Annotated in this window: 16 protein-coding genes and 1 pseudogene; 6 read left to right on the top strand and 11 right to left on the bottom strand. The window is 42.2% G+C overall.

The features are described 5' to 3' along the window. Positions 1–11: 11 nt before the first annotated feature. The 3 genes from NLZ44_RS16415 to NLZ44_RS16405 all read right to left on the bottom strand — a co-directional run bounded on the left by NLZ44_RS16415 (position 12) and on the right by NLZ44_RS16405 (position 2600). Positions 12–140, bottom strand: coding sequence for a hypothetical protein (locus NLZ44_RS16415; protein ID WP_493750493.1), 129 nt, complete (start codon positions 138–140; stop codon positions 12–14). Positions 141–207: 67 nt separating this feature from the next. Further along, positions 208–2199, bottom strand: a complete 1992-nt coding sequence (locus NLZ44_RS16410; protein ID WP_493750492.1) for a carbamoyltransferase C-terminal domain-containing protein — start codon at positions 2197–2199, stop codon at positions 208–210. 107 nt (positions 2200–2306) lie between these two features. Then, positions 2307–2600, bottom strand: coding sequence for a hypothetical protein (locus tag NLZ44_RS16405; RefSeq protein ID WP_493750491.1), 294 nt, complete (start codon positions 2598–2600; stop codon positions 2307–2309). A 268-nt stretch (positions 2601–2868) separates the two neighbouring features. Between NLZ44_RS16405 and NLZ44_RS16400 the strand changes: the two are divergent. Next, positions 2869–2994: pseudogene (locus tag NLZ44_RS16400) on the top strand (helix-turn-helix domain-containing protein); the annotation flags it as partial. A gap of 150 nt (positions 2995–3144) precedes the next feature. Here NLZ44_RS16400 and NLZ44_RS16395 read toward each other — a convergent pair. Next, the gene (locus NLZ44_RS16395) at positions 3145–3885 is read right to left on the bottom strand and encodes a PEP-CTERM sorting domain-containing protein (protein WP_493750490.1); all 741 of its coding nucleotides are present in this window, start codon (positions 3883–3885) and stop codon (positions 3145–3147) included. 45 nt (positions 3886–3930) lie between these two features. On the opposite strand from NLZ44_RS16395, the gene NLZ44_RS16390 reads away from it, so the two are divergent. Continuing rightward, on the top strand, positions 3931–4725 hold the full coding sequence (locus tag NLZ44_RS16390; RefSeq protein ID WP_493750489.1) for an IS5 family transposase: 795 nt from the start codon (positions 3931–3933) through the stop codon (positions 4723–4725). A 116-nt stretch (positions 4726–4841) separates the two neighbouring features. Here NLZ44_RS16390 and NLZ44_RS16385 read toward each other — a convergent pair whose 3' ends face one another. From NLZ44_RS16385 to NLZ44_RS16375, 3 genes are read right to left on the bottom strand one after another with little or no spacing between them, the layout of a single operon-like run. Continuing rightward, entirely contained in the window at positions 4842–5387 is a 546-nt protein-coding gene (locus NLZ44_RS16385; protein WP_493750488.1) for a P-loop nucleotide/nucleoside kinase family protein, read from the bottom strand. Positions 5388–5395: 8 nt separating this feature from the next. Next, the gene (locus NLZ44_RS16380) at positions 5396–6577 is read right to left on the bottom strand and encodes a pyridoxal phosphate-dependent aminotransferase (protein ID WP_493750487.1); all 1182 of its coding nucleotides are present in this window, start codon (positions 6575–6577) and stop codon (positions 5396–5398) included. A 7-nt stretch (positions 6578–6584) separates the two neighbouring features. Beyond that, positions 6585–7469: a hypothetical protein gene (locus NLZ44_RS16375; protein ID WP_493750486.1), complete on the bottom strand. Its 885-nt coding sequence runs from the start codon at positions 7467–7469 to the stop codon at positions 6585–6587. Between the two features lie 371 nt (positions 7470–7840). On the opposite strand from NLZ44_RS16375, the gene NLZ44_RS16370 reads away from it, so the two are divergent. The 3 genes from NLZ44_RS16370 to NLZ44_RS16360 all read left to right on the top strand — a co-directional run bounded on the left by NLZ44_RS16370 (position 7841) and on the right by NLZ44_RS16360 (position 12312). Continuing rightward, on the top strand, positions 7841–9202 hold the full coding sequence (locus NLZ44_RS16370; protein WP_493750485.1) for a helix-turn-helix domain-containing protein: 1362 nt from the start codon (positions 7841–7843) through the stop codon (positions 9200–9202). An 864-nt stretch (positions 9203–10066) separates the two neighbouring features. Then, entirely contained in the window at positions 10067–10729 is a 663-nt protein-coding gene (locus NLZ44_RS16365) for a DUF47 domain-containing protein (protein WP_008056024.1), read from the top strand. Positions 10730–10806: 77 nt separating this feature from the next. Beyond that, the gene (locus tag NLZ44_RS16360) at positions 10807–12312 is read left to right on the top strand and encodes an inorganic phosphate transporter (protein WP_008056022.1); all 1506 of its coding nucleotides are present in this window, start codon (positions 10807–10809) and stop codon (positions 12310–12312) included. Positions 12313–12321: 9 nt separating this feature from the next. Here NLZ44_RS16360 and ftsH read toward each other — a convergent pair whose 3' ends face one another. Then, the gene (gene ftsH, locus NLZ44_RS16355; protein ID WP_493750484.1) at positions 12322–14187 is read right to left on the bottom strand and encodes an ATP-dependent zinc metalloprotease FtsH; all 1866 of its coding nucleotides are present in this window, start codon (positions 14185–14187) and stop codon (positions 12322–12324) included. 34 nt (positions 14188–14221) lie between these two features. Then, the gene (locus NLZ44_RS16350; protein ID WP_493750483.1) at positions 14222–15751 is read right to left on the bottom strand and encodes a YifB family Mg chelatase-like AAA ATPase; all 1530 of its coding nucleotides are present in this window, start codon (positions 15749–15751) and stop codon (positions 14222–14224) included. A 94-nt stretch (positions 15752–15845) separates the two neighbouring features. On the opposite strand from NLZ44_RS16350, the gene NLZ44_RS16345 reads away from it, so the two are divergent. After that, on the top strand, positions 15846–16190 hold the full coding sequence (locus NLZ44_RS16345) for a hypothetical protein (RefSeq protein WP_008052902.1): 345 nt from the start codon (positions 15846–15848) through the stop codon (positions 16188–16190). Between the two features lie 72 nt (positions 16191–16262). On the opposite strand, the gene NLZ44_RS16340 is transcribed toward NLZ44_RS16345, so the two are convergent. Then, positions 16263–16622: a phage holin family protein gene (locus tag NLZ44_RS16340; protein ID WP_369299182.1), complete on the bottom strand. Its 360-nt coding sequence runs from the start codon at positions 16620–16622 to the stop codon at positions 16263–16265. Positions 16623–16759: 137 nt separating this feature from the next. Continuing rightward, positions 16760–17851, bottom strand: a complete 1092-nt coding sequence (gene ychF, locus NLZ44_RS16335; RefSeq protein ID WP_493750482.1) for a redox-regulated ATPase YchF — start codon at positions 17849–17851, stop codon at positions 16760–16762. Between the last annotated feature and the right edge of the window lie 69 nt (positions 17852–17920).

Genomic DNA, 17920 nt, shown 5'->3' with positions numbered 1-17920 from the left:
AGAAACCGGGTTTATGGCAAAATTTCTGTGATAATGCAGAAATTCGGGTAGAAGCCCGGTTTCTGAGAGTAAGCGATATGGCATCCACAAACTTGGGCGATCGCTCTAAACTTGGTAGGTTGGGTTTCACTGCGTTTCACCCAATCTACTACACTCCATCACTTTTCCTCTATTATAAGTCGTCGGCTTTGAAAATCGGGCTTAGTGCTAAAGTTTTTTCGTTATACAAAAACCATTTAAATAAAGGGCATCTAAACCAGAATTCAAGAAAAAATTAATTGCATCAAATGGAGTTTCTACAATCGGTTCTCCTCGACCATTTAAAGAACTGTTCAAAACTACAGGGCAATCATTTATTTCCTTTAAATATACCAGTAATTTATAAAATTCTCCACAACTTTTATCGACCGTTTGTATTCTTGCCGTATTATTAACATGAGTAACTGCTGGAATATCAGGAGAAATAACCCGAGCAGTAAAAAGCATATATGGGGATGGTAATGGTACTTCACTAAACCAAAATGAGGCTTCAGATACAAGCACAGATGGTGCAAGAGGTCTCCAGTTTTCACGTTCTTTAATCCGATTAACCCTATCCCAATTTTCTTTGTAACGTGGATTTGCAAGTATTGAACGATGACCCAAGGCTCTAGGGCCAAGTTCGCTTCGCCCTTCAAACCAACCTATAATCTTATTTTGGCTAATGTCAAATGCCGCCATTTTTGCCGAATCTGTTAAAAAGTAATAATCAATTTTATTCGCAAAACTTTCTAAAACTGTAAGCATTTTTTTGCCAGAAATTTTTTCACCTAAATAAGGGAAAAAACTGCTTTTATTTGAGCTATTACTATTGGACCGCTTGCCGTTTAGCAAGTTATGATAAAGCCATAATGCTGCACCGACTGATAAACCACTATCATCACAAGCTGGCTCCACAAAAACATTAGAAAAATTGCTTTCTTTCCATACCCTTGTGTTAGCTGGACAGTTAAGCATTACTCCACCTGACATACAGATATTTGGTGTATGAATTGCAAGATTATCTAATATTTTCTTTACCGTATCACAAGCTTTTAAAATTGTCTCTTCACAAAGTTTTTGTGTACTTGCTGCAATATCCGCATTTATAGGGGCAGTAGGGGAATCATTTTGAGCCAATTTACTAAGATCATAACCAATCTTTGTAGCTTGAAATAGACAGTGATTTAGCCAATCAACTACTTGGCTTTTCTTTCTTAATGGTAAGTAATCAAAATAGTTTCCGACAAACTCTTGGGTAAAAAATGTGGGTTTACCATAGGGTGCAAGGCCCATCATTTTGCCGGGTCCACTTGCCCAACCTAAAGATAATGACATACTTGCACAACGGTATAGCATTCCAATCTCCATAAAATGTGGAGTAAGTGGAAATATTTGTTCATTAATACCCAACCAAAACATCCCACTTTGCTCTTTATGTAAACCGTCGTGAGTTAATATTGCAGCCTCATTATAATCAGATTGAAAATACGTTGCTGCTGCATGAGAAGCATGATGATTTATAAAGTAACTTGGAATAGTACGACCCAGCAAAGTGACTGTAACAGGATAGTGAAAGCCAAGCAAGGCTTTCTTACTATTTACAAAAGAATCAAAATTAATATTTTGTATTTTATTAAACGTAAAATCTTTTCCCAGCCATTCTTTCTGAAGTGTGTAATAGTTCAGCCATTTAATAACCTTTAAGTCAGACCTAAGTTTTCCTTTTGCATAGGGAAAAGATTCTTTAAATTCGTGCCTTGGTTTTCCACTAATGTAGGGATATTTTTCTTTTTGATAATTTTTGCTAGAATCCGAGGAAAATATTTCAGACAAAATTATTTCTCCAAAAGCATCATCTGGATTTACTTCAAGGGACTCCAGTCGATCTGCAATAGTTGATTCTAATTTGTAATCTGGCAAATATTGTAGACTTATATCTAATATACTTGGGTCTAAAAGAATGATTTCATAATATTGAGTCGATGTGATTGCACAATAATCTATTTGGCTGATATTTACATTTGCTTGTTCAATAGCCTTTAAGACAAGATTTGGATGAAGAGAAATACTATGTTTTACTCTCTCATGTCTCTCTGCAACAAGAGTCACAAGAATCACTCCGTCTTGAATAACAGTTACGGAAGCATCATGACCAAAGTGTAAACCCAGAATAATCATTGTCTAGTATTTTATGCTGTATTTTACATGGAAAATAAAAAGTCTTAGAGCCAAATGCTGACTCCAAGACTCAAGTTTCTAAATTTTGAAATAGAAAGTTGCACCCATTAGGTGTGTCCACCACGTCCACAAGCACCAACTACTACTACAGATTCAGATTCAGAGTCCCATGCCCATGCGACTGGTTCTGCATCTGATGCTTTGGATGCCTCTACAAACGAAACCTGTAGGTTAGACTCATAAGATATTATGCCTTTTGGAAGTGGAGAAAATTCTTCCTCTGCATTTGCATCGTGCATATGGGGCATACAAACACCTAAACCATAGTCAGCGAGTTCTTTAATCATTGCTTGCACTTTTGGATCTTGAACCGCTTTTGTTGCAGTTGTCACCATAGACATAATTGATTCTCCTTACGAAAGATTAAATGTTGTCTTGAATCTGTTCCCTATCATAGAATTTTTTACTCCTTACATCAACCCCATAAAAGTGAGATTTAGGGGGGTATTTATGAAAGAATTAAAAGTAAAAAAGTGTGACAATGGGGGACTTTGTGGGAAAAAGTAGGAAAAAGTGGGATAATGGGGGTGAAGTACACAAAAGTATACAAAACCACAACCCCCTGTAGCAGCTATGGAAATTCAAGAAGCCTTGCAGTGAACTGATTAATTGATTTTTGCCAGAACTGGGAAGCGTCTGGACTCCTTGCAACGCGCTATTTTGGAGGGGGTCTGGGAACACAAGGGATATCAGGATATTGCTGAGCAATGCCACTATAGGAGCGATCGCGTTAGGAAATCAGCATCCCACCAATCGAAACTTCTCTCGGAACTACTGGGAGAGGATGTAAATAGAGATTTCACATCAAACTCCCCTTCTCCTGTTTTGGCAGAAGGGAAGCCGGGGGATGAGGGGAACCCGCGCCGAAATGTACCCCGCACAGTACTAGGCTGGCTGACGGTTTTTCCTCAGGGAAGTCAGACCCACTATCCCCAGTACCAAAAGTGCGATCGCACTGGTGGGTTCGGGGACGCTTTGCGAGTTGTCATCCCTGGACGGATTGTAATTTGATAAATCCAGATACAGGTCTCGACTGCCAGATGAACCGTGTCCCGCAACAGTGAAACTGGTTCGCACTTCTCCTAGATACAGATTGTGCATATCTTGGATAGAAGTTATCGTTGAATAGCCCAAGCCCAGATAGTCTTGCTTGACCCATTCAAACAAAGCGTCTATATCCAAAGTTCGCACCCCAACCTCCATGCTGAGAGTTCTCCCAAGTGACCAGTCAACAATCCCGGCTGTCGTTTCTCCGCCAGGAGTGTATCGAGCCGACAGGGGACGATAACTAATCCTTGCATTTTCTCGGATACCAATGCGGGAGATAGCATCATTGGTAATGCTGTACTGCTTACCGTCGCTGGATTCTTCAAATAATGAGTCCTCTACAAACTGCAACGCACCCCAGTAGAGATCATCAAATCTCCATTCAATAAGCGCGTTATATTGCCTAGATCCTGAGACCTCGTATGACCCTCGAACTGTGCTAGTTTCGCCCGGAGTTAGGTAGAGTGGCGATGCGATCGCCTCTCCGGCAACACCGACCAGTGAAAGGGTTGCAGCCGTTGCAGTTATGAGAGGATGTCTGAAAAGGGTGGGGGTATAGAAAACCAGAAAAGCTAGCAAGGGTGTAACCTGTCAAGTATCAACAAAAACAGACCCTCACTAGCCATGACTCCATCTTATCCTACAGACCTCAGCGAGGCTCAATGGGAAATCTTAGAACCCTTACTACCAAAGGCCCGTCCGGGAGGTCGTCCCAGAACCGTCAATGTACGGAGGGTCATTGATGCTATCCTCTACGTTCTCAGTTCGGGAGGGGCTTGGCGCTTACTACCCCACGACTTTCCCAAATGGAAGACCGTCTACCACTACTTTCGACAATGGCGAAACGAAGGCATCTGGCAACAAATCCATGAACGGTTGCGGCAATGGGTTCGAGCCGTCGAGTGTGACCGTCCTCCTTCCCCAAGTGCTGGGGTCATCGATAGTCAGTCGGTCAAAACTGGCACGATGGTTTCCAAGGAAGTTGGCTATGACGGCGGCAAGAAGGTTCGAGGACGCAAACGCCATCTCCTTGTCGATACCCTCGGATTGATGGTAGTCGCCGTCGTGACGGCGGCTAACGTCTCGGAAGGGGCGGGATTACAAAAGCTGTTGCTCGCGGCCCGGGAGTTTCAGGTCAACCTCGAACGATTGATTGTTATCTATGTTGATGGGAGCTATAAGGGCGAAAACTTGTTCGCTTGGGTGATAGCCACCTTTCGCTGGGTTCTCGAATCGGTGTTGCGTCCACAAGAGTGTCATGGATTTGTTCTCTTGCCCAAGCGTTGGGTCGTCGAACGGACTTTTGGTTGGTTAACTTGGTGTCGCCGCTTAAATCGAGATTATGAGTATTCCCCCGAGAGCGCTGAGGCTTGGATTTATCTGGCCTCGATTCGCCTTTTGTTGAGACGTTTAGCCTAATGCCCGACTTTTCAGACATCCTCTTAGGAGTTCCAGGTTGAAGTGCTTTGCGAATCTGAACTTAAGCCATACGATACTTCTTTTTCGGGATAAAATCAATATTTCATTGACAACTATTATGTTCTAATTGCCGGGTCGTCTCCAATAAACGAACATGCCATTCTTATATTTTCCTTTAAAGGTTTTACTGAATCCAAAATTAGGCGTCTTTCCTTCCATGGCGAATATATTCTTTTAAACGACTCTACTCTTTCCCAAGTTACTTCATGCCAACATGGAATATTCCGATGACGATTTAAGACACGTTGTTTATGCAATATCTCATTAGAACAAATACATTCAATGACATGCCAATGAGCATCATAGTCTATTGACAATTTTCGCCATCTTTGTCGAAGTGGTTCTTTTTGGACAACACCTTCAAGAATAACCGACTGCCCCATTTCCAATTGTCGCATAGCTAGCATTGACATAACTTCATAACCATCCTCGCTTATAGTTTCTACACTATTATCTAACGCCTTTTCGCCTAGCGCAATATGTCGCAAAGTCGCTTCTATCCAGTCTTTTGTAAAAAGAGGTATAGAATATGTTGTGGCTAATGCTTCGGCGATAGAACTTTTTCCTGTGCATGGCAAGCCTGAAACAACGACCAATTTCATAGTATGTATCATTCTCTATCAATGCCCTTTGAAAAATACATCTTAAGGCGATCAATTGCTTCGTTGTATCTTTTATTGCAGAAACTTAAACGCAATCCGTCAGGAATGCCGAAATCTGCGCCAGGAACAGTAGCCACGTGAGTATTCTCTAAAATATCCTTGGCCAAACGAATAGAGGATTGCAAATCATTTTTTCTAATCCATTTCTTGCAATCCAATACGATATAAAACCCTCCGTGAGATCTAATCGGATTACACCCCGTTCCTTTCAATGTTTCATACGAATACTCTGCACGATCCCGGTAGATCTTCATAAGCTCATTTGGGCCACTTAAATCCTTTAATGCCTCAACCGCCCCATACTGATTCACAGGGTCACATGTCAATAACGTATGTTGCTGGACAATCCGCATAGGCATAATTAGTTTTGAGGGAACAATCGCATAACCGACTCTCTTGGTATACATCCGAAATCCCTTAGAAAATGAATTTGTGAAGATATGACAATCCTGATATTCATCTAAGTAAGACAATGGAGATTCATGCTTAGCGTAAAATGCCACATTGCTATATATTTCATCGTGAACTATGTAAGCACTTCCTCTGACAAACTCATTTATTTTAATGATATCCTCTTTGGGGATTACATTTCCAAGAGGATTTCCAGGATTATTTATAACTATGACTGATGTTTTATTAGGATTAAACGCTTTCTTAAAACTATCAAGATTGATTTTTCCAGTTTCTAAATCAATATCATAATATTTAATTGTAGCATCTGCTAGAGTTGCGCTAAGCAAATAAAGGCAATAGTAAGGACTCGGAAGTAAAACTTCTAATCCCGAGTGACTAAATAGTTGAAACAGATTTCTAAAAATCGCACTTGTCCCAACATTGATGAAAATATTATTGGAGTTTATTTTTGAATTGAACTGAGTATTGTAATAATTAGCAATCGCTTCTCTTAATTCGGGAATTCCTTCGGGATAAACAGCGTGAGTTTTTGTATGATCAAAAATGGCTTCTGATAAAACATTAGTGATCCGATCAGATAAGGGTAACTCAGATATCCCGATAGTTAGCTTAATGACATCCTTACCCCTATTGATCAAATCATTGCTCAATTCATCAAAGACAAACATTTGGAATTCCAAATGTTTAGCTGGTAATTCTCTTATATAGTGTGTCATAATGTCTTCAAGAGTCCCAATCTATGGTAGTCGGCTTGATTGTGATGCTTAAATCCTGTGAAGATATTTCACGAAGTGTCTCATAGATTTGCAATGACTGACTTTGTTTCATCTTTTCAATTCCTTCTGGAGAAAGATAGTATTTGATGTTTTCAGTTGATCTGAAGCTATAGCCTATGCTTGTGGAACTTTTGATTTTTTTAAAGAAGTCTGTATGGTAGTAATGCTTCGGTTCATATAACCAAAACATATTTGAAAGTCCATCCTCTATGGACGACAGGCTTTTCCAGCCTAACAAACCTTCAGGTAGAAATTTAATTCCCAACCTCTCAAAAAGCTTTTGAACAACAATGATGGGATCATTATCACGCCAAGCTTCATATGCAAAAGTGGTTGTCTTGATCCTTATTGCTTCAGCATACATCCTTGTATTATAAATAGACTCGTAGCACAAAATACAAATATCAATTAAATCTTCACGTTCACTAAAGCTGGCGAAATTTTCAATTATTGAAGAAGCTGTAGAGAACGGTTCACGAATAATGGGGACTAAGTGAATTTTTTCTTTTGGAACTCCAGCGTGCATCAATATTTTAATTGGATTAAACAAGGCTTCGTCTTTAATATATGCCCCAAGTGTTTCCTTGATAAAGATTTGTTTTTCATTAGTAATATGAAGACAGACATTATTGTTGTGCAAAAATCCCCTCAATATTGCTTTAAACGGCTGGTACCATGTCGGTATCCCTAACTCTGAAAATATTCTAGCATATAGTGTTGTGCCACTCCGGCTAGGTCCAACACCGATTACAATATCGGGACATACTCCTTCAATGTGTATACGCTTAGCAATTTCTCTATCTGTGACAATTTTATCTTGTTCCCTGTTCATAACTCCTAACTATTTATTAGACCGCAACTGCAAAATAGCTCACCCTGGAGGGTGTTGTCAAGCATTGGCGTCTAACTCCGATATTATGGGTGTTATCCCGCACGTGCGGGATAACACCCCTTTATTCGCCGTTGTCACCAACGCATAAAACCAATCCTAATTAAGTCAGTCAGGAGAGGATTTATTCATGTCTCTTATTCTGTCAACTGATTTCTAGTTAGTCAACCCCATAAAAATGGGATTTAGGGGGGGATTTCTGAGGTATTTACAAACACCAAAATGGGATAATGTAGGATTTTGTTGCAAAAAGGGGGAAAATGTGGGATAATGAGGGGCCAGAGCCAACAAAACCACAACCCCCTTTAGCAGCTATGGAGATTCAAGACGCTTTGCAGTGGACCGATGAGTTGATTTTTGAACGAACTGGGAAGCGTCTGGACTCGCTGCAACGCGCTATTTTGGAGGGTGTATGGGAAGGTAAGGGATATAAGGATATCTCTGAAGAATACCACTGTACGAGCGATCATGTGAGAAAGTCGGCATCGGAATTATGGAAACTCCTGTCGGATCTGTTGGGGGAAGATGTTAGAAAAAAGAACGTGCGATCGCTTATCGAAAATAAAATATTCTCTTATTACGAGGATTCAGTCCATATTGGTAATAACATAAATGTCTGTAACGATTTATACAAAAACTTAAAAAACCCGAAAAGACGATCGCCCTCTACCCCCAAAACCCAATCAGAACCTCGCCACGACCTCAGCCAAGCCCCTGACAACCTCCGCTTCTACAACCGCACCGACGAACTGGCGACCCTCAAACAATGGATCCTGACCGAACAAAGCCGGATTATCACCCTCACTGGACTCTCCGGTATCGGTAAAACTGCCCTGGCTAGACAACTGGTGGAAGAGATTAAAGACGACTTCGATCGCATCCTGTGGCGCAGTCATCGCAAATTCCCCACCTTCAACGCTCTGCAAAGCCATATCATCGAATTTATCGCCCCAACTTCCCCCATCCAAAATCAATCACTCATCAACTATTTAAACTCTCGTAACTCTTTTTTAGACCATCTCAGAAACCATCGTTGTTTAATCATCCTCGACGACTTTCAAGAAACCTTAAACCCTGGAGAATTAGTCGGCAATTATCGCCCAGAATACCAAAACTATAGTCATCTCCTCCATGAAATTGGCAGATGCTCTCATCAAAGTTGTCTGTTGCTACTCGGTTGGGAACAACCCCTAGAAATCGCCACCATGGAAGCTGAAGAAAACTACGGCAAAACTCTACAAATTGCCGGGTTAGGGAAATCAGCCAGCCAACTCCTCACCGCTAGAAAACTCAAAGATAAACCTGAATGGTCAAAGCTGATTGAACTGTACAATGGCAACCCTTTATGGTTAAGTATAATCGCCACTGATATCCTAGAACTATTTAACGGTAGTGTCCAAAAATTCCTATCCTATCCTACTCTATATTTAGGAAGTCTAGAAACTCTCATCAAACCACATTATCAACGGTTGTCCGAAGTCGAGAAAATCCTCATGGGGTGGTTAGCTAACCAAGAAAAAGCGGTAGATATCAGCCAGAAACCACCCGAACTTTTATCAGATGCCGATTTTCTGAAAGCGATACAATCTTTAAACCGACGAAATTTCCTGAACAAATCATCCGGTTTCACCCTACAACCAGTGATTAAACAATATGTGAAAAATTTAATTTCCTAGGCTGGCGTTACGGGGCGGATTTTTCGGCTAATTATTAGGTAATTAAATTCTCGTCGCCCCTAACACTACCCCTTAGGCTATTTATGGAGAAACCGGGTTTCTTTAATAAATCTTGGCAGAAATGCGCTGTTGTAGAAACCCAGTTTCTTTTCCTGACCATAGTCCACCCATTAAGGTAAGTCAGTGCTAAATTTAGCCTGTAATTGCCGAGCCAACGTTAGCAAGCGTAACCCATCAACCTTCCCAGTTGCTGCAATAATCGCATCGGGCAACTTCACATTATGGTTGCGTCGAAAGTGAAACCCAGAAATTGGGTAGGTTGGGTGAAACCCAACATGAATTTATTTGTTGGGTTGGGTGAAACCCAGAAATTGGGTAGGTTGGGTGAAACCCAACATGAATTTATTTGTTGGGTTGGGTGAAACCCAGAAATTGGGTAGGTTGGGTGAAACCCAACATGAATTTATTTGTTGGGTTGGGTGAAACCCAGAAATTGGGTAGGTTGGGTGAAACCCAACATGAATTTATTTGTTGGGTTGGGTGAAACCCAGAAATTGGGTAGGTTGGGTGAAACCCAACATGAATTTATTTGTTGGGTTGGGTGAAACCCAGAAATTGGGTAGGTTGGGTGAAACCCAAGATTAATCAGAGATAGTGGTGTTAGGTTTGGTGACTCCACCCAACCTACTCAACTTGGTGAAGATACACAAACTCTCACAGAAACCGGGTTTTTTAGTTATGGTATTTCAATTGATGATAAAATGAGGGATTGTTACTGGTCAGAGTTAAAATTTGTATCGATCGCCCGCCCCTAGTGAGATTATTGGGGGCGGTTAATCTTGGCGTTTTATGGGTAGAAATATTATGAAAAAAGACATTCCGCCTTTGTTTGGTAAAACTAAATTTATCGAAGGTCAAATAGATGAGTTTCTGGATAAGATATCTGAAGGATGTCTATATTTTGAGATGGGAATTTCCGCTTATTTAGATTCTCAATATGTGACGGCAAGCTGTGAGAATAAAATGCAGCAATTGCGGGATTTAAAGAGGCGATGCAATGAACTTAGGCGGGCGATTGAATCCCAACTATATACGGAAATGTTGATTCCTGACTCCCGGGGTGATGTTTTAAGTTTGTTGGAGGATTTATACTATTTAATTGATTTGTTTGGCGACAGCTATCAAAGTATTATTATTGAACATCCAGATATTCCAGAAGACTATGATCAAGACTTTAAAGAATTGACGGGAATGGTGGTTAAAAGTGTGGAAACTGTTGTCATTGCGGCGCGGGCTTTTTTCCGTCATCCTGATGCGGTTCGCGATCATCTTTATCGCGTCCGAGTCTATGAAACAGAAAGCGATCGCATTGCTATTAGACTCAAAACAAATATCTTTAATTCTCAACTCCCTTTGGAACGTAAAATGCAGTTACGCGACGGAGTTGATTTGATTGACCGTCTCGCTGATGCTGCTGAAGATGCTGGGGATGAGTTATCAATTTATGCGATTAAGCGAGTCCTCTAAAACTGCTTAATTATCTCCTATTTCCGGGAAAATTTAGTTAAATTTCCTATGGTAAGCCAGTCATAAATCAGGTAAACATGGACGCGATCGCAATTTTAATTTTTCTATCCAGTGGCTTATTTCTAGGCTGGTCTTTGGGCGCAAATGATGCCGCCAATGTCTTCGGGACTGCCGTTGGTAGTCGCATGGTAAAGTTTAGTACAGCAGCCTTTATCTGTAGTATATTCGTAATTATCGGCGCAGTAGTGGGGGGGGCTGGTGCCGCTGCTGGACTCGGAGAATTAGGCGCTGTTAATACCATTGCTGGTGCTTTTACTGCTGCTTTTGCTGCTGCTTTAACCGTCTTCTGGATGACCAAAATTGGTTTACCTGTTTCCACCACCCAAGCCGTTGTCGGTGCTATTATTGGCTGGAATCAATTTAGTGGTTCCATAACAGATACCGATACCCTCATAAAAATTCTCGGAACCTGGGTTGCTTGCCCCATCTTGGGCGCTATTTTCGCCGCCGGTCTTTATTTGGTGGTAATAGCTATTCTCGACCGTCTGAGACTGCATTTGCTGCGGTTAGATCTTTATACCCGCGCTGGGTTAATTTTAGCAGGCGCTTTCGGTTCCTATGCCCTCGGCGCTAATAATATTGGTAATGTTATGGGGGTGTTTGTGTCTTCTTCACCCTTCACTAACTTTAATATTGGGTCCGTGAGTATTTCCTCAGTTCAACAACTGTTTTTAATGGGGGGAATTGCGATCGCTATTGGTGTTTACACTTACTCAAAACGGGTAATGATGACCGTTGGTAATAGCTTAATGCCTCTCTCTCCCGTCGCCGCGTTTGTCGTCGTTGTCGCCCATTCTTTAGTATTATATATATTTTCCTCCACTGGGTTAGAAAGCCTCTTAGCTAATGCCGGCTTACCGACTATTCCCCTCATTCCCGTTTCTAGTTCTCAAGCCGTCGTTGGGGGGGTTATTGGCATTGGACTTTTGAAGGGTATTAAAAGCGCCCGCCAAATTCGCTGGCGTGTTTTATTGGGTATTGCTTCCGGCTGGGTTTCCACCCCTATTATAGCAGCCATTATTAGTCTAGTTATGCTATTTATTTTACAAAATGTCTTTAATCAACCCGTCTATCAAAGTGTAGAATATCAGCTATCCCAAACAGTTTTAAACAAATTGGAACAGGTGGGAATACCTACCGAACCCCTACAAGATATCAGCGATCGCACTATTAGCGGCGGGGTCAATTTTCGAGATGAAGTTAGGGCGCGCATGACCCTAGATAAAGAACAGGAAAAACAACTGCTTTCCCTCGCCCAAATTCACCTAATATATATCGACCCTTTCCAAATTAAAAACCTGAATACAAGCTATCTCAATTCCGACCAAATTCGTGCCATTGGGCGGTTATCTGGGCGGACATTTTTTCACCGTTGGCAGTTAGCAGAAGCCCTCGCCCAAGAATCAGAGTCCTGGCAATTTCAGCCGCCCATAACCCGCTATAAAGATGATAACACCAAACTACAGCAACAACTTAATTATGTAGGCGATCGCTTTCATGCACCCCTGAGAATGGTTAACTAGGCTGACCGTCTAACTGTCAATGGCGGGATTTTTCACAGCATCTAAAAGCCCTTGTAATTCCTCCCCTTCGATAACCTCAGTTTCCAAAACTTTTAGGGATATCGTATCTAATAAATCTCGGTTAAATTCCAGAATATCCAAGGCTTGTTGATAAGCATTTTCCACAATTTCCCGAACTTCTGCATCAATAGCCTCCGCTGTTTTTTCACTAATAGAACGTCGTCTATTACCATCACCCATTCCCAAAAAGTTAGGTTTTCCCCCTTCCTCATAAGCCAAAGGACCTAGGACTTGACTCATACCGTAAGTAGTCACCATTTTTTCCGCCAAATTAGTAGCGCGGCGCAGGTCATCAGAAGCCCCATTAGTCACCCTTTCAAAAACAATTTTTTCCGCAGCCCTCCCCCCTAATAAAGTGGCAATTTGTTCCCGAAATTCCGTTTCATCCATTAAAAATCTATCCTCAGTCGGCATTTTTAATGTATAGCCTAAAGCACTTAAACCACGGGGAACAATCGAAATTTTAGCCACCTTTCCACCCCCCGGCATTAACGCCCCAACTATCGCGTGTCCGACTTCGTGATAAGCGACAATTTTCTTTTCTTTCTCACTTAAAACCCGGCTGCGTTTTTCCAGCCCAGCAACCACCCTTTCTATGGCTTCATAAAACTCTTCTTGTCCGACCAGTTTCCGATGCCTTCTCGCCGCCAACAAAGCCGCCTCATTCACTAAATTGGCTAGGTCTGCACCCCCAAAACCAGGAGTACGAGTAGCGATCGCTTGCATATCCACATCAGAGGCTAATTTAACCCGTTTCGCGTAGATATCTAAAATCGCTTTTCTACCTGCTAAGTCAGGACGATCAACCAACACTTGACGGTCAAACCTTCCCGGACGTAATAAAGCCGCATCTAAAGCCTCTGGGCGGTTAGTAGCAGCTAACACAATCACCGTTTCCGCCCCCGCTGCAAACCCATCCATTTCCGTCAATAATTGGTTAAGGGTTTGTTCTCTTTCATCACTGCTACCACTTTGAAAACCGCCACCCCCGCCGCTTCTGGATTTGCCGATCGCATCTAATTCGTCAATAAAAATAATACAAGGTGCCTTCGTTTTTGCCTGTTCAAATAAATCCCTAACTCGCGCCGCCCCAGTCCCTACAAATAACTCCACAAATTCCGAAGCCGAAATGCTAAAAAACGGGACTCCCGCCTCTCCAGCCACTGCTTTCGCCATCAGAGTTTTACCAGTCCCTGGCGGTCCTACTAATAATAAACCCTTGGGAATTCTCGCGCCAATTTCGAGAAATCTTTGGGGATTTTTGAGGAAGTCTACCACCTCCGCTAGTTCAGCTTTGGCTTCCTCAACTCCCGCAATATCATTAAAGGTAATTTTTTCCGACTCTCCCTCCACATATACCTTCGCTTTACTTTTGCTAATTGATAAAGCACCTTGGGGGTCTCGTTTCATAAAAAATTGAAAAGCCGCCACTAAAATCAATGGCGGAACCACCCAATTTAACAAGACATTAAACCAGGCATTTTGGGGAGGTGGCGGCGCACCGAAATCTATTCCTTGCGCTTGTAAACGTCTGGGAAGTTCCGGGTCAAAAACTGGAGTAGTCGCTAAAATTCGGGGGGGTTCGTCTCCTTCCGATCGCAGTTGATAGCGAATTTCATTATCTCCCAGCAACACCGCTTTAACCTCCCCCCTTTCAATTTGTTGGATAAACAAACTATAGGGAACTTTGGGAATTCTGGGTCGAGTAATTTGCGGCACTAACCAATTGCCAATTAAAATCAACCCGGCTAGAATTAAGAGTAAATTAGCGATTTTTCTGGATTTAGGAATTTTCGGTTTTTTCTTAATACTCATAGGTTGATACCACAGTGGAGATCTATTATCTATTCTACTGCATTCTATCTAATGTGCGATATTGAATAGCCTCGCCAATATGGTTAGGTTTGATGTTGTCCTCTCCCGCTAGGTCGGCGATCGTCCTGGCTACTTTCAAAACGCGATCGCTTCCCCGCGCAGACAGTCCTAGACGGCGGATAGCTGCTTCGAGAAGTTGACAACCTGCGTCGTCCGGTTGACACCACCGCTGAATTTGGCGACTTTGCATCTCTGCATTACACTGTAAATGGGGTTCATCTTGGAATCGATGATAAGCCCTTTCCCGTCCTTTTTGGACTCTTTCTAGTACAGTTTCTGATGATTCCGCGTTGGAATGGCGGGTAATTTCTTCCGGCTTTAGTCGGTTTACTGCTACTTGCAAATCAATCCTATCCATCAGAGGACCTGATAGTTTTGCCCAATATTGTTCCCGTTGACGAGGAGAACAGGTACAGGCTTGTATGGGGTCGCCATAATATCCACAAGGACAGGGATTTGTACTCGCAATTAAGGTGAATTGGGAGGGGAAAACGACTGATAAACGGGTGCGGGTGACGGTGACAAATCCATCCTCTAGGGGTTGTCTTAAAAACTCTAAAACATTCCGGCGAAATTCCGTTAATTCATCGAGGAACAAAATGCCGCGATGGGCTAAAGAAATCTCCCCCGGTTTGGGATAACTTCCACCACCCACTAAAGAGGGTCCAGAGGCGGAATGGTGGGGGCTACGAAAGGGGCGATCGCTCACTAAAGTTCCCCGATTTTTTAACAGTCCCGCTACGGAATGAATGCGGGTAACTTCTAGGGCTTCTTCAAAGTTTAACGGCGGTAAAATACCTGGTAAACGTCTGGCTAACATGGTTTTACCACTACCTGGCGGACCTACAAAAATGAGGTTATGACCCCCGGTGGCAGCTATTTCTAAGGCGCGGCGGGCGTGGGATTGTCCTTTAACATCTTTTAGGTCTAAATTAGTGGATTTTGGGGTAGCTAAAATCCGCGAACTATCTAACTTGAGGGGCTGATAATTTTCCGGATAATTCAGAAAATCTACTACCTCGAAAATCGACTTAAAACCATACACCGAAACCCCCTGAACTACCGCCGCCTCCCTAGCGTTGTCTTCGGGAACTACTAAGCCAGTAATTCCCATATTTTCCGCTTCGGCGGCGATAGGTAATACCCCCGCTACCGGACGCAAACTTCCATCTAAGGATACTTCCCCTAAAAACAGAAAATCTCCCAATAAATCGGCTTTTATCTGTTCGGAAGCTGCTAAAATACCAATACTTATCGGGAGGTCAAAACAAGGTCCTTCCTTCCGCAAGTCCGCCGGAGTTAGGTTAATTACTATATTTCCCATGGGGAAACTATAACCAGCATTTTTTAGGGTGGCTTTCACCCTTTCCCGCGACTCCTGAACCGCTGTATCAGGTAAACCTAAAACAATGATTTTGGGGAGTCCTCCCGAAAGATCTACCTCAACTCCGACTTTTACCGCATCAATACCAACTACGGACGCACTCCAAACTCTCGCTAACATAATACAATTATTGATGACTTGTAGAATGGCTATTTTATGGTATATTAGTAGGATAAGTATTATCCTAAATTTCAGAAAATCTTAACTAACTGCTATGTCTTTCTATAAGCAAAACCTAGAAGCGTTTATTAAACTTCTGAAAACTCAGCCTAAATTGTTCACTGATGCTAAATGTCAAGAATTGCTGACTTTAATTGAACCTTTACCAGATGATATCGAAACTTTATCAACGGCGATCGCTAGTTGGTACGAAAAATATGATCCCATTGTTGACGCACAATTGGACATTCTCAATCATTGGAATTTTACCGAAACTCCCCATTTCCCAGCCGCTACGGCGCGTCCTGGCGCTAATTCTGCGGCGGCTACACCCACAACAATTAATAAAGAACTCCTGAAAAGTGCGATTCTCAAAACTCAACCGAAATCGCCTCACTAACCATCCTAATTAATGGCTATAAGGGGTAAGCCATTCCCATATAGCCACTAATTTTTCAGTTGACCTATCTCTTTAAATCCCTAGATTTCCGAGAACTTCGTATAAAATAGAGTTAATGAAACTCAAAGCCAAAGCACCAATTAAAGCACTCAAAATCCCCCAACGGAGATAGAAGCCACTCACCAGCCAAGCCGCTAGTCCAAAAATCACCATATTCAGCAATAAGGTGAGAATGAAACTCGAAAAAACCACAGACAGAGGTAAAGTAAACAGCCCTAAAACTGGTCGGACTAAAAGATTTAATAACCCGAAAACAGCGGAGGATATTAAGGCTTTTTTAAAGTCTTCAATTTCTACCCCGGTAAATTGGCTGAGTTGAGCAATTAAAAATAAGCTGACCGCAGTCACCAACCAAGCAATGATTAAATCCATAATTTAGACCTCAGTATTAAGTTGTATGGTCGGAGGATTTCTTGATGAGATGTGTTACTAATTAATCAGCTATGACCCGCAAGCCTTGAGTTGAGTAATTCTACGTCACCCCTTAAAGAAATCTCCCGCCAACTCTATTAAACATTAAATCGGAACAACATGACATCCCCCTCTTGGACGATATATTCCTTACCTTCACTGCGGACTAAGCCTTTATCCTTAGCCGCATTCATAGACCCATGAGTAACTAAGTCTTGATAAGCTACAGTTTCGGCGCGGATAAAACCCCTTTCAAAATCAGAGTGAATGACTCCGGCGGCTTGGGGTGCGGACATTCCCTCATGGATAGTCCAGGCGCGAGTTTCTTTGGGTCCGGTGGTCAAAAATGTTCGCAGTCCTAAGAGTTTATAGGTAGCCGCAATTAGGGATTTTAAACCGCCTTCTTTCACTCCCAGAGATTCCAAAAAGTCCTGCTTTTCGGAGTCGGAAAGTTCTACAAGTTCTGATTCTACTTGAGCGGATATAATCACAACTTGGGCATTTTCTTGGGAAGCGATCGCTCTCACTTTTTCCACCCATTCGTTACCGGTAGCCAAATCATCTTCGGACACATTAGCAGCATAAATAATCGGCTTTCTGGTCAATAAACCCAAGCCCTTAATCGCCTCGGCTTCTTCTTCGGATAAATCGACCAAACGGGAAGATTTTCCCTCGTTTAAGACGGCGGCAATTTTCTCTAAAGCACCCAATTCTAACTGAGCTTCTTTGCTAGTGCGGGCTTGTTTGCGGGTGCGTTCTATGCGACGTTCTACCTGAGACAAATCAGCTAAAGCCAATTCCAGATTAATAATTTCAATATCCCGCACCGGATCGACGGAACCGGACACATGAATAATATCATCATTTTCAAAGCAGCGGACGACCTGAACGATCGCATCTACCTCCCGAATATGGGAGAGAAACTGATTACCCAATCCCTCCCCTTGACTAGCACCTTGCACGAGTCCAGCGATATCAACAAATTCAATTCTGGTAGGGACAATTTGTTCGGAATTAGAAATTTTAGCTAATACCTGTAAACGTTCATCAGGAACCGCGACGACCCCGACATTAGGTTCAATGGTACAAAAGGGAAAATTAGCAGCCTGGGCTTTAGCATTAGCAACTAGGGCATTAAAAAGAGTAGATTTTCCGACATTAGGTAATCCTACAATTCCGGCGGTAAGCATACAGTTCTATAAAAGTTTTATAGTGGTTAGATATATGTTATAATACCAGTAAACAGTCAAAATAGAAAT

Source organism: Arthrospira sp. PCC 9901, assembly GCF_059013425.1.
Note: the sequence above shows the minus strand (reverse complement) of the source record. Positions and strands in the feature narration are given on the sequence as shown.

Excerpts from the sequence above, each read along its gene's own strand:
- NLZ44_RS16410 (WP_493750492.1), bottom strand. The coding sequence starts at position 2,199 with ATGATTATTCTGGGTTTACACTTTGGTCATGATGCTTCCGTAACTGTT.
- NLZ44_RS16405 (WP_493750491.1), bottom strand. The coding sequence starts at position 2,600 with ATGTCTATGGTGACAACTGCAACAAAAGCGGTTCAAGATCCAAAAGTG.
- NLZ44_RS16390 (WP_493750489.1), top strand. The coding sequence starts at position 3,931 with ATGACTCCATCTTATCCTACAGACCTCAGCGAGGCTCAATGGGAAATC.
- NLZ44_RS16385 (WP_493750488.1), bottom strand. The coding sequence starts at position 5,387 with ATGAAATTGGTCGTTGTTTCAGGCTTGCCATGCACAGGAAAAAGTTCT.
- NLZ44_RS16380 (WP_493750487.1), bottom strand. The coding sequence starts at position 6,577 with ATGACACACTATATAAGAGAATTACCAGCTAAACATTTGGAATTCCAA.
- NLZ44_RS16375 (WP_493750486.1), bottom strand. The coding sequence starts at position 7,469 with ATGAACAGGGAACAAGATAAAATTGTCACAGATAGAGAAATTGCTAAG.
- NLZ44_RS16370 (WP_493750485.1), top strand. The coding sequence starts at position 7,841 with ATGGAGATTCAAGACGCTTTGCAGTGGACCGATGAGTTGATTTTTGAA.
- NLZ44_RS16365 (WP_008056024.1), top strand. The coding sequence starts at position 10,067 with ATGAAAAAAGACATTCCGCCTTTGTTTGGTAAAACTAAATTTATCGAA.
- NLZ44_RS16360 (WP_008056022.1), top strand. The coding sequence starts at position 10,807 with ATGGACGCGATCGCAATTTTAATTTTTCTATCCAGTGGCTTATTTCTA.
- ftsH (WP_493750484.1), bottom strand. The coding sequence starts at position 14,187 with ATGAGTATTAAGAAAAAACCGAAAATTCCTAAATCCAGAAAAATCGCT.
- NLZ44_RS16350 (WP_493750483.1), bottom strand. The coding sequence starts at position 15,751 with ATGTTAGCGAGAGTTTGGAGTGCGTCCGTAGTTGGTATTGATGCGGTA.
- NLZ44_RS16345 (WP_008052902.1), top strand. The coding sequence starts at position 15,846 with ATGTCTTTCTATAAGCAAAACCTAGAAGCGTTTATTAAACTTCTGAAA.
- NLZ44_RS16340 (WP_369299182.1), bottom strand. The coding sequence starts at position 16,622 with ATGGATTTAATCATTGCTTGGTTGGTGACTGCGGTCAGCTTATTTTTA.
- ychF (WP_493750482.1), bottom strand. The coding sequence starts at position 17,851 with ATGCTTACCGCCGGAATTGTAGGATTACCTAATGTCGGAAAATCTACT.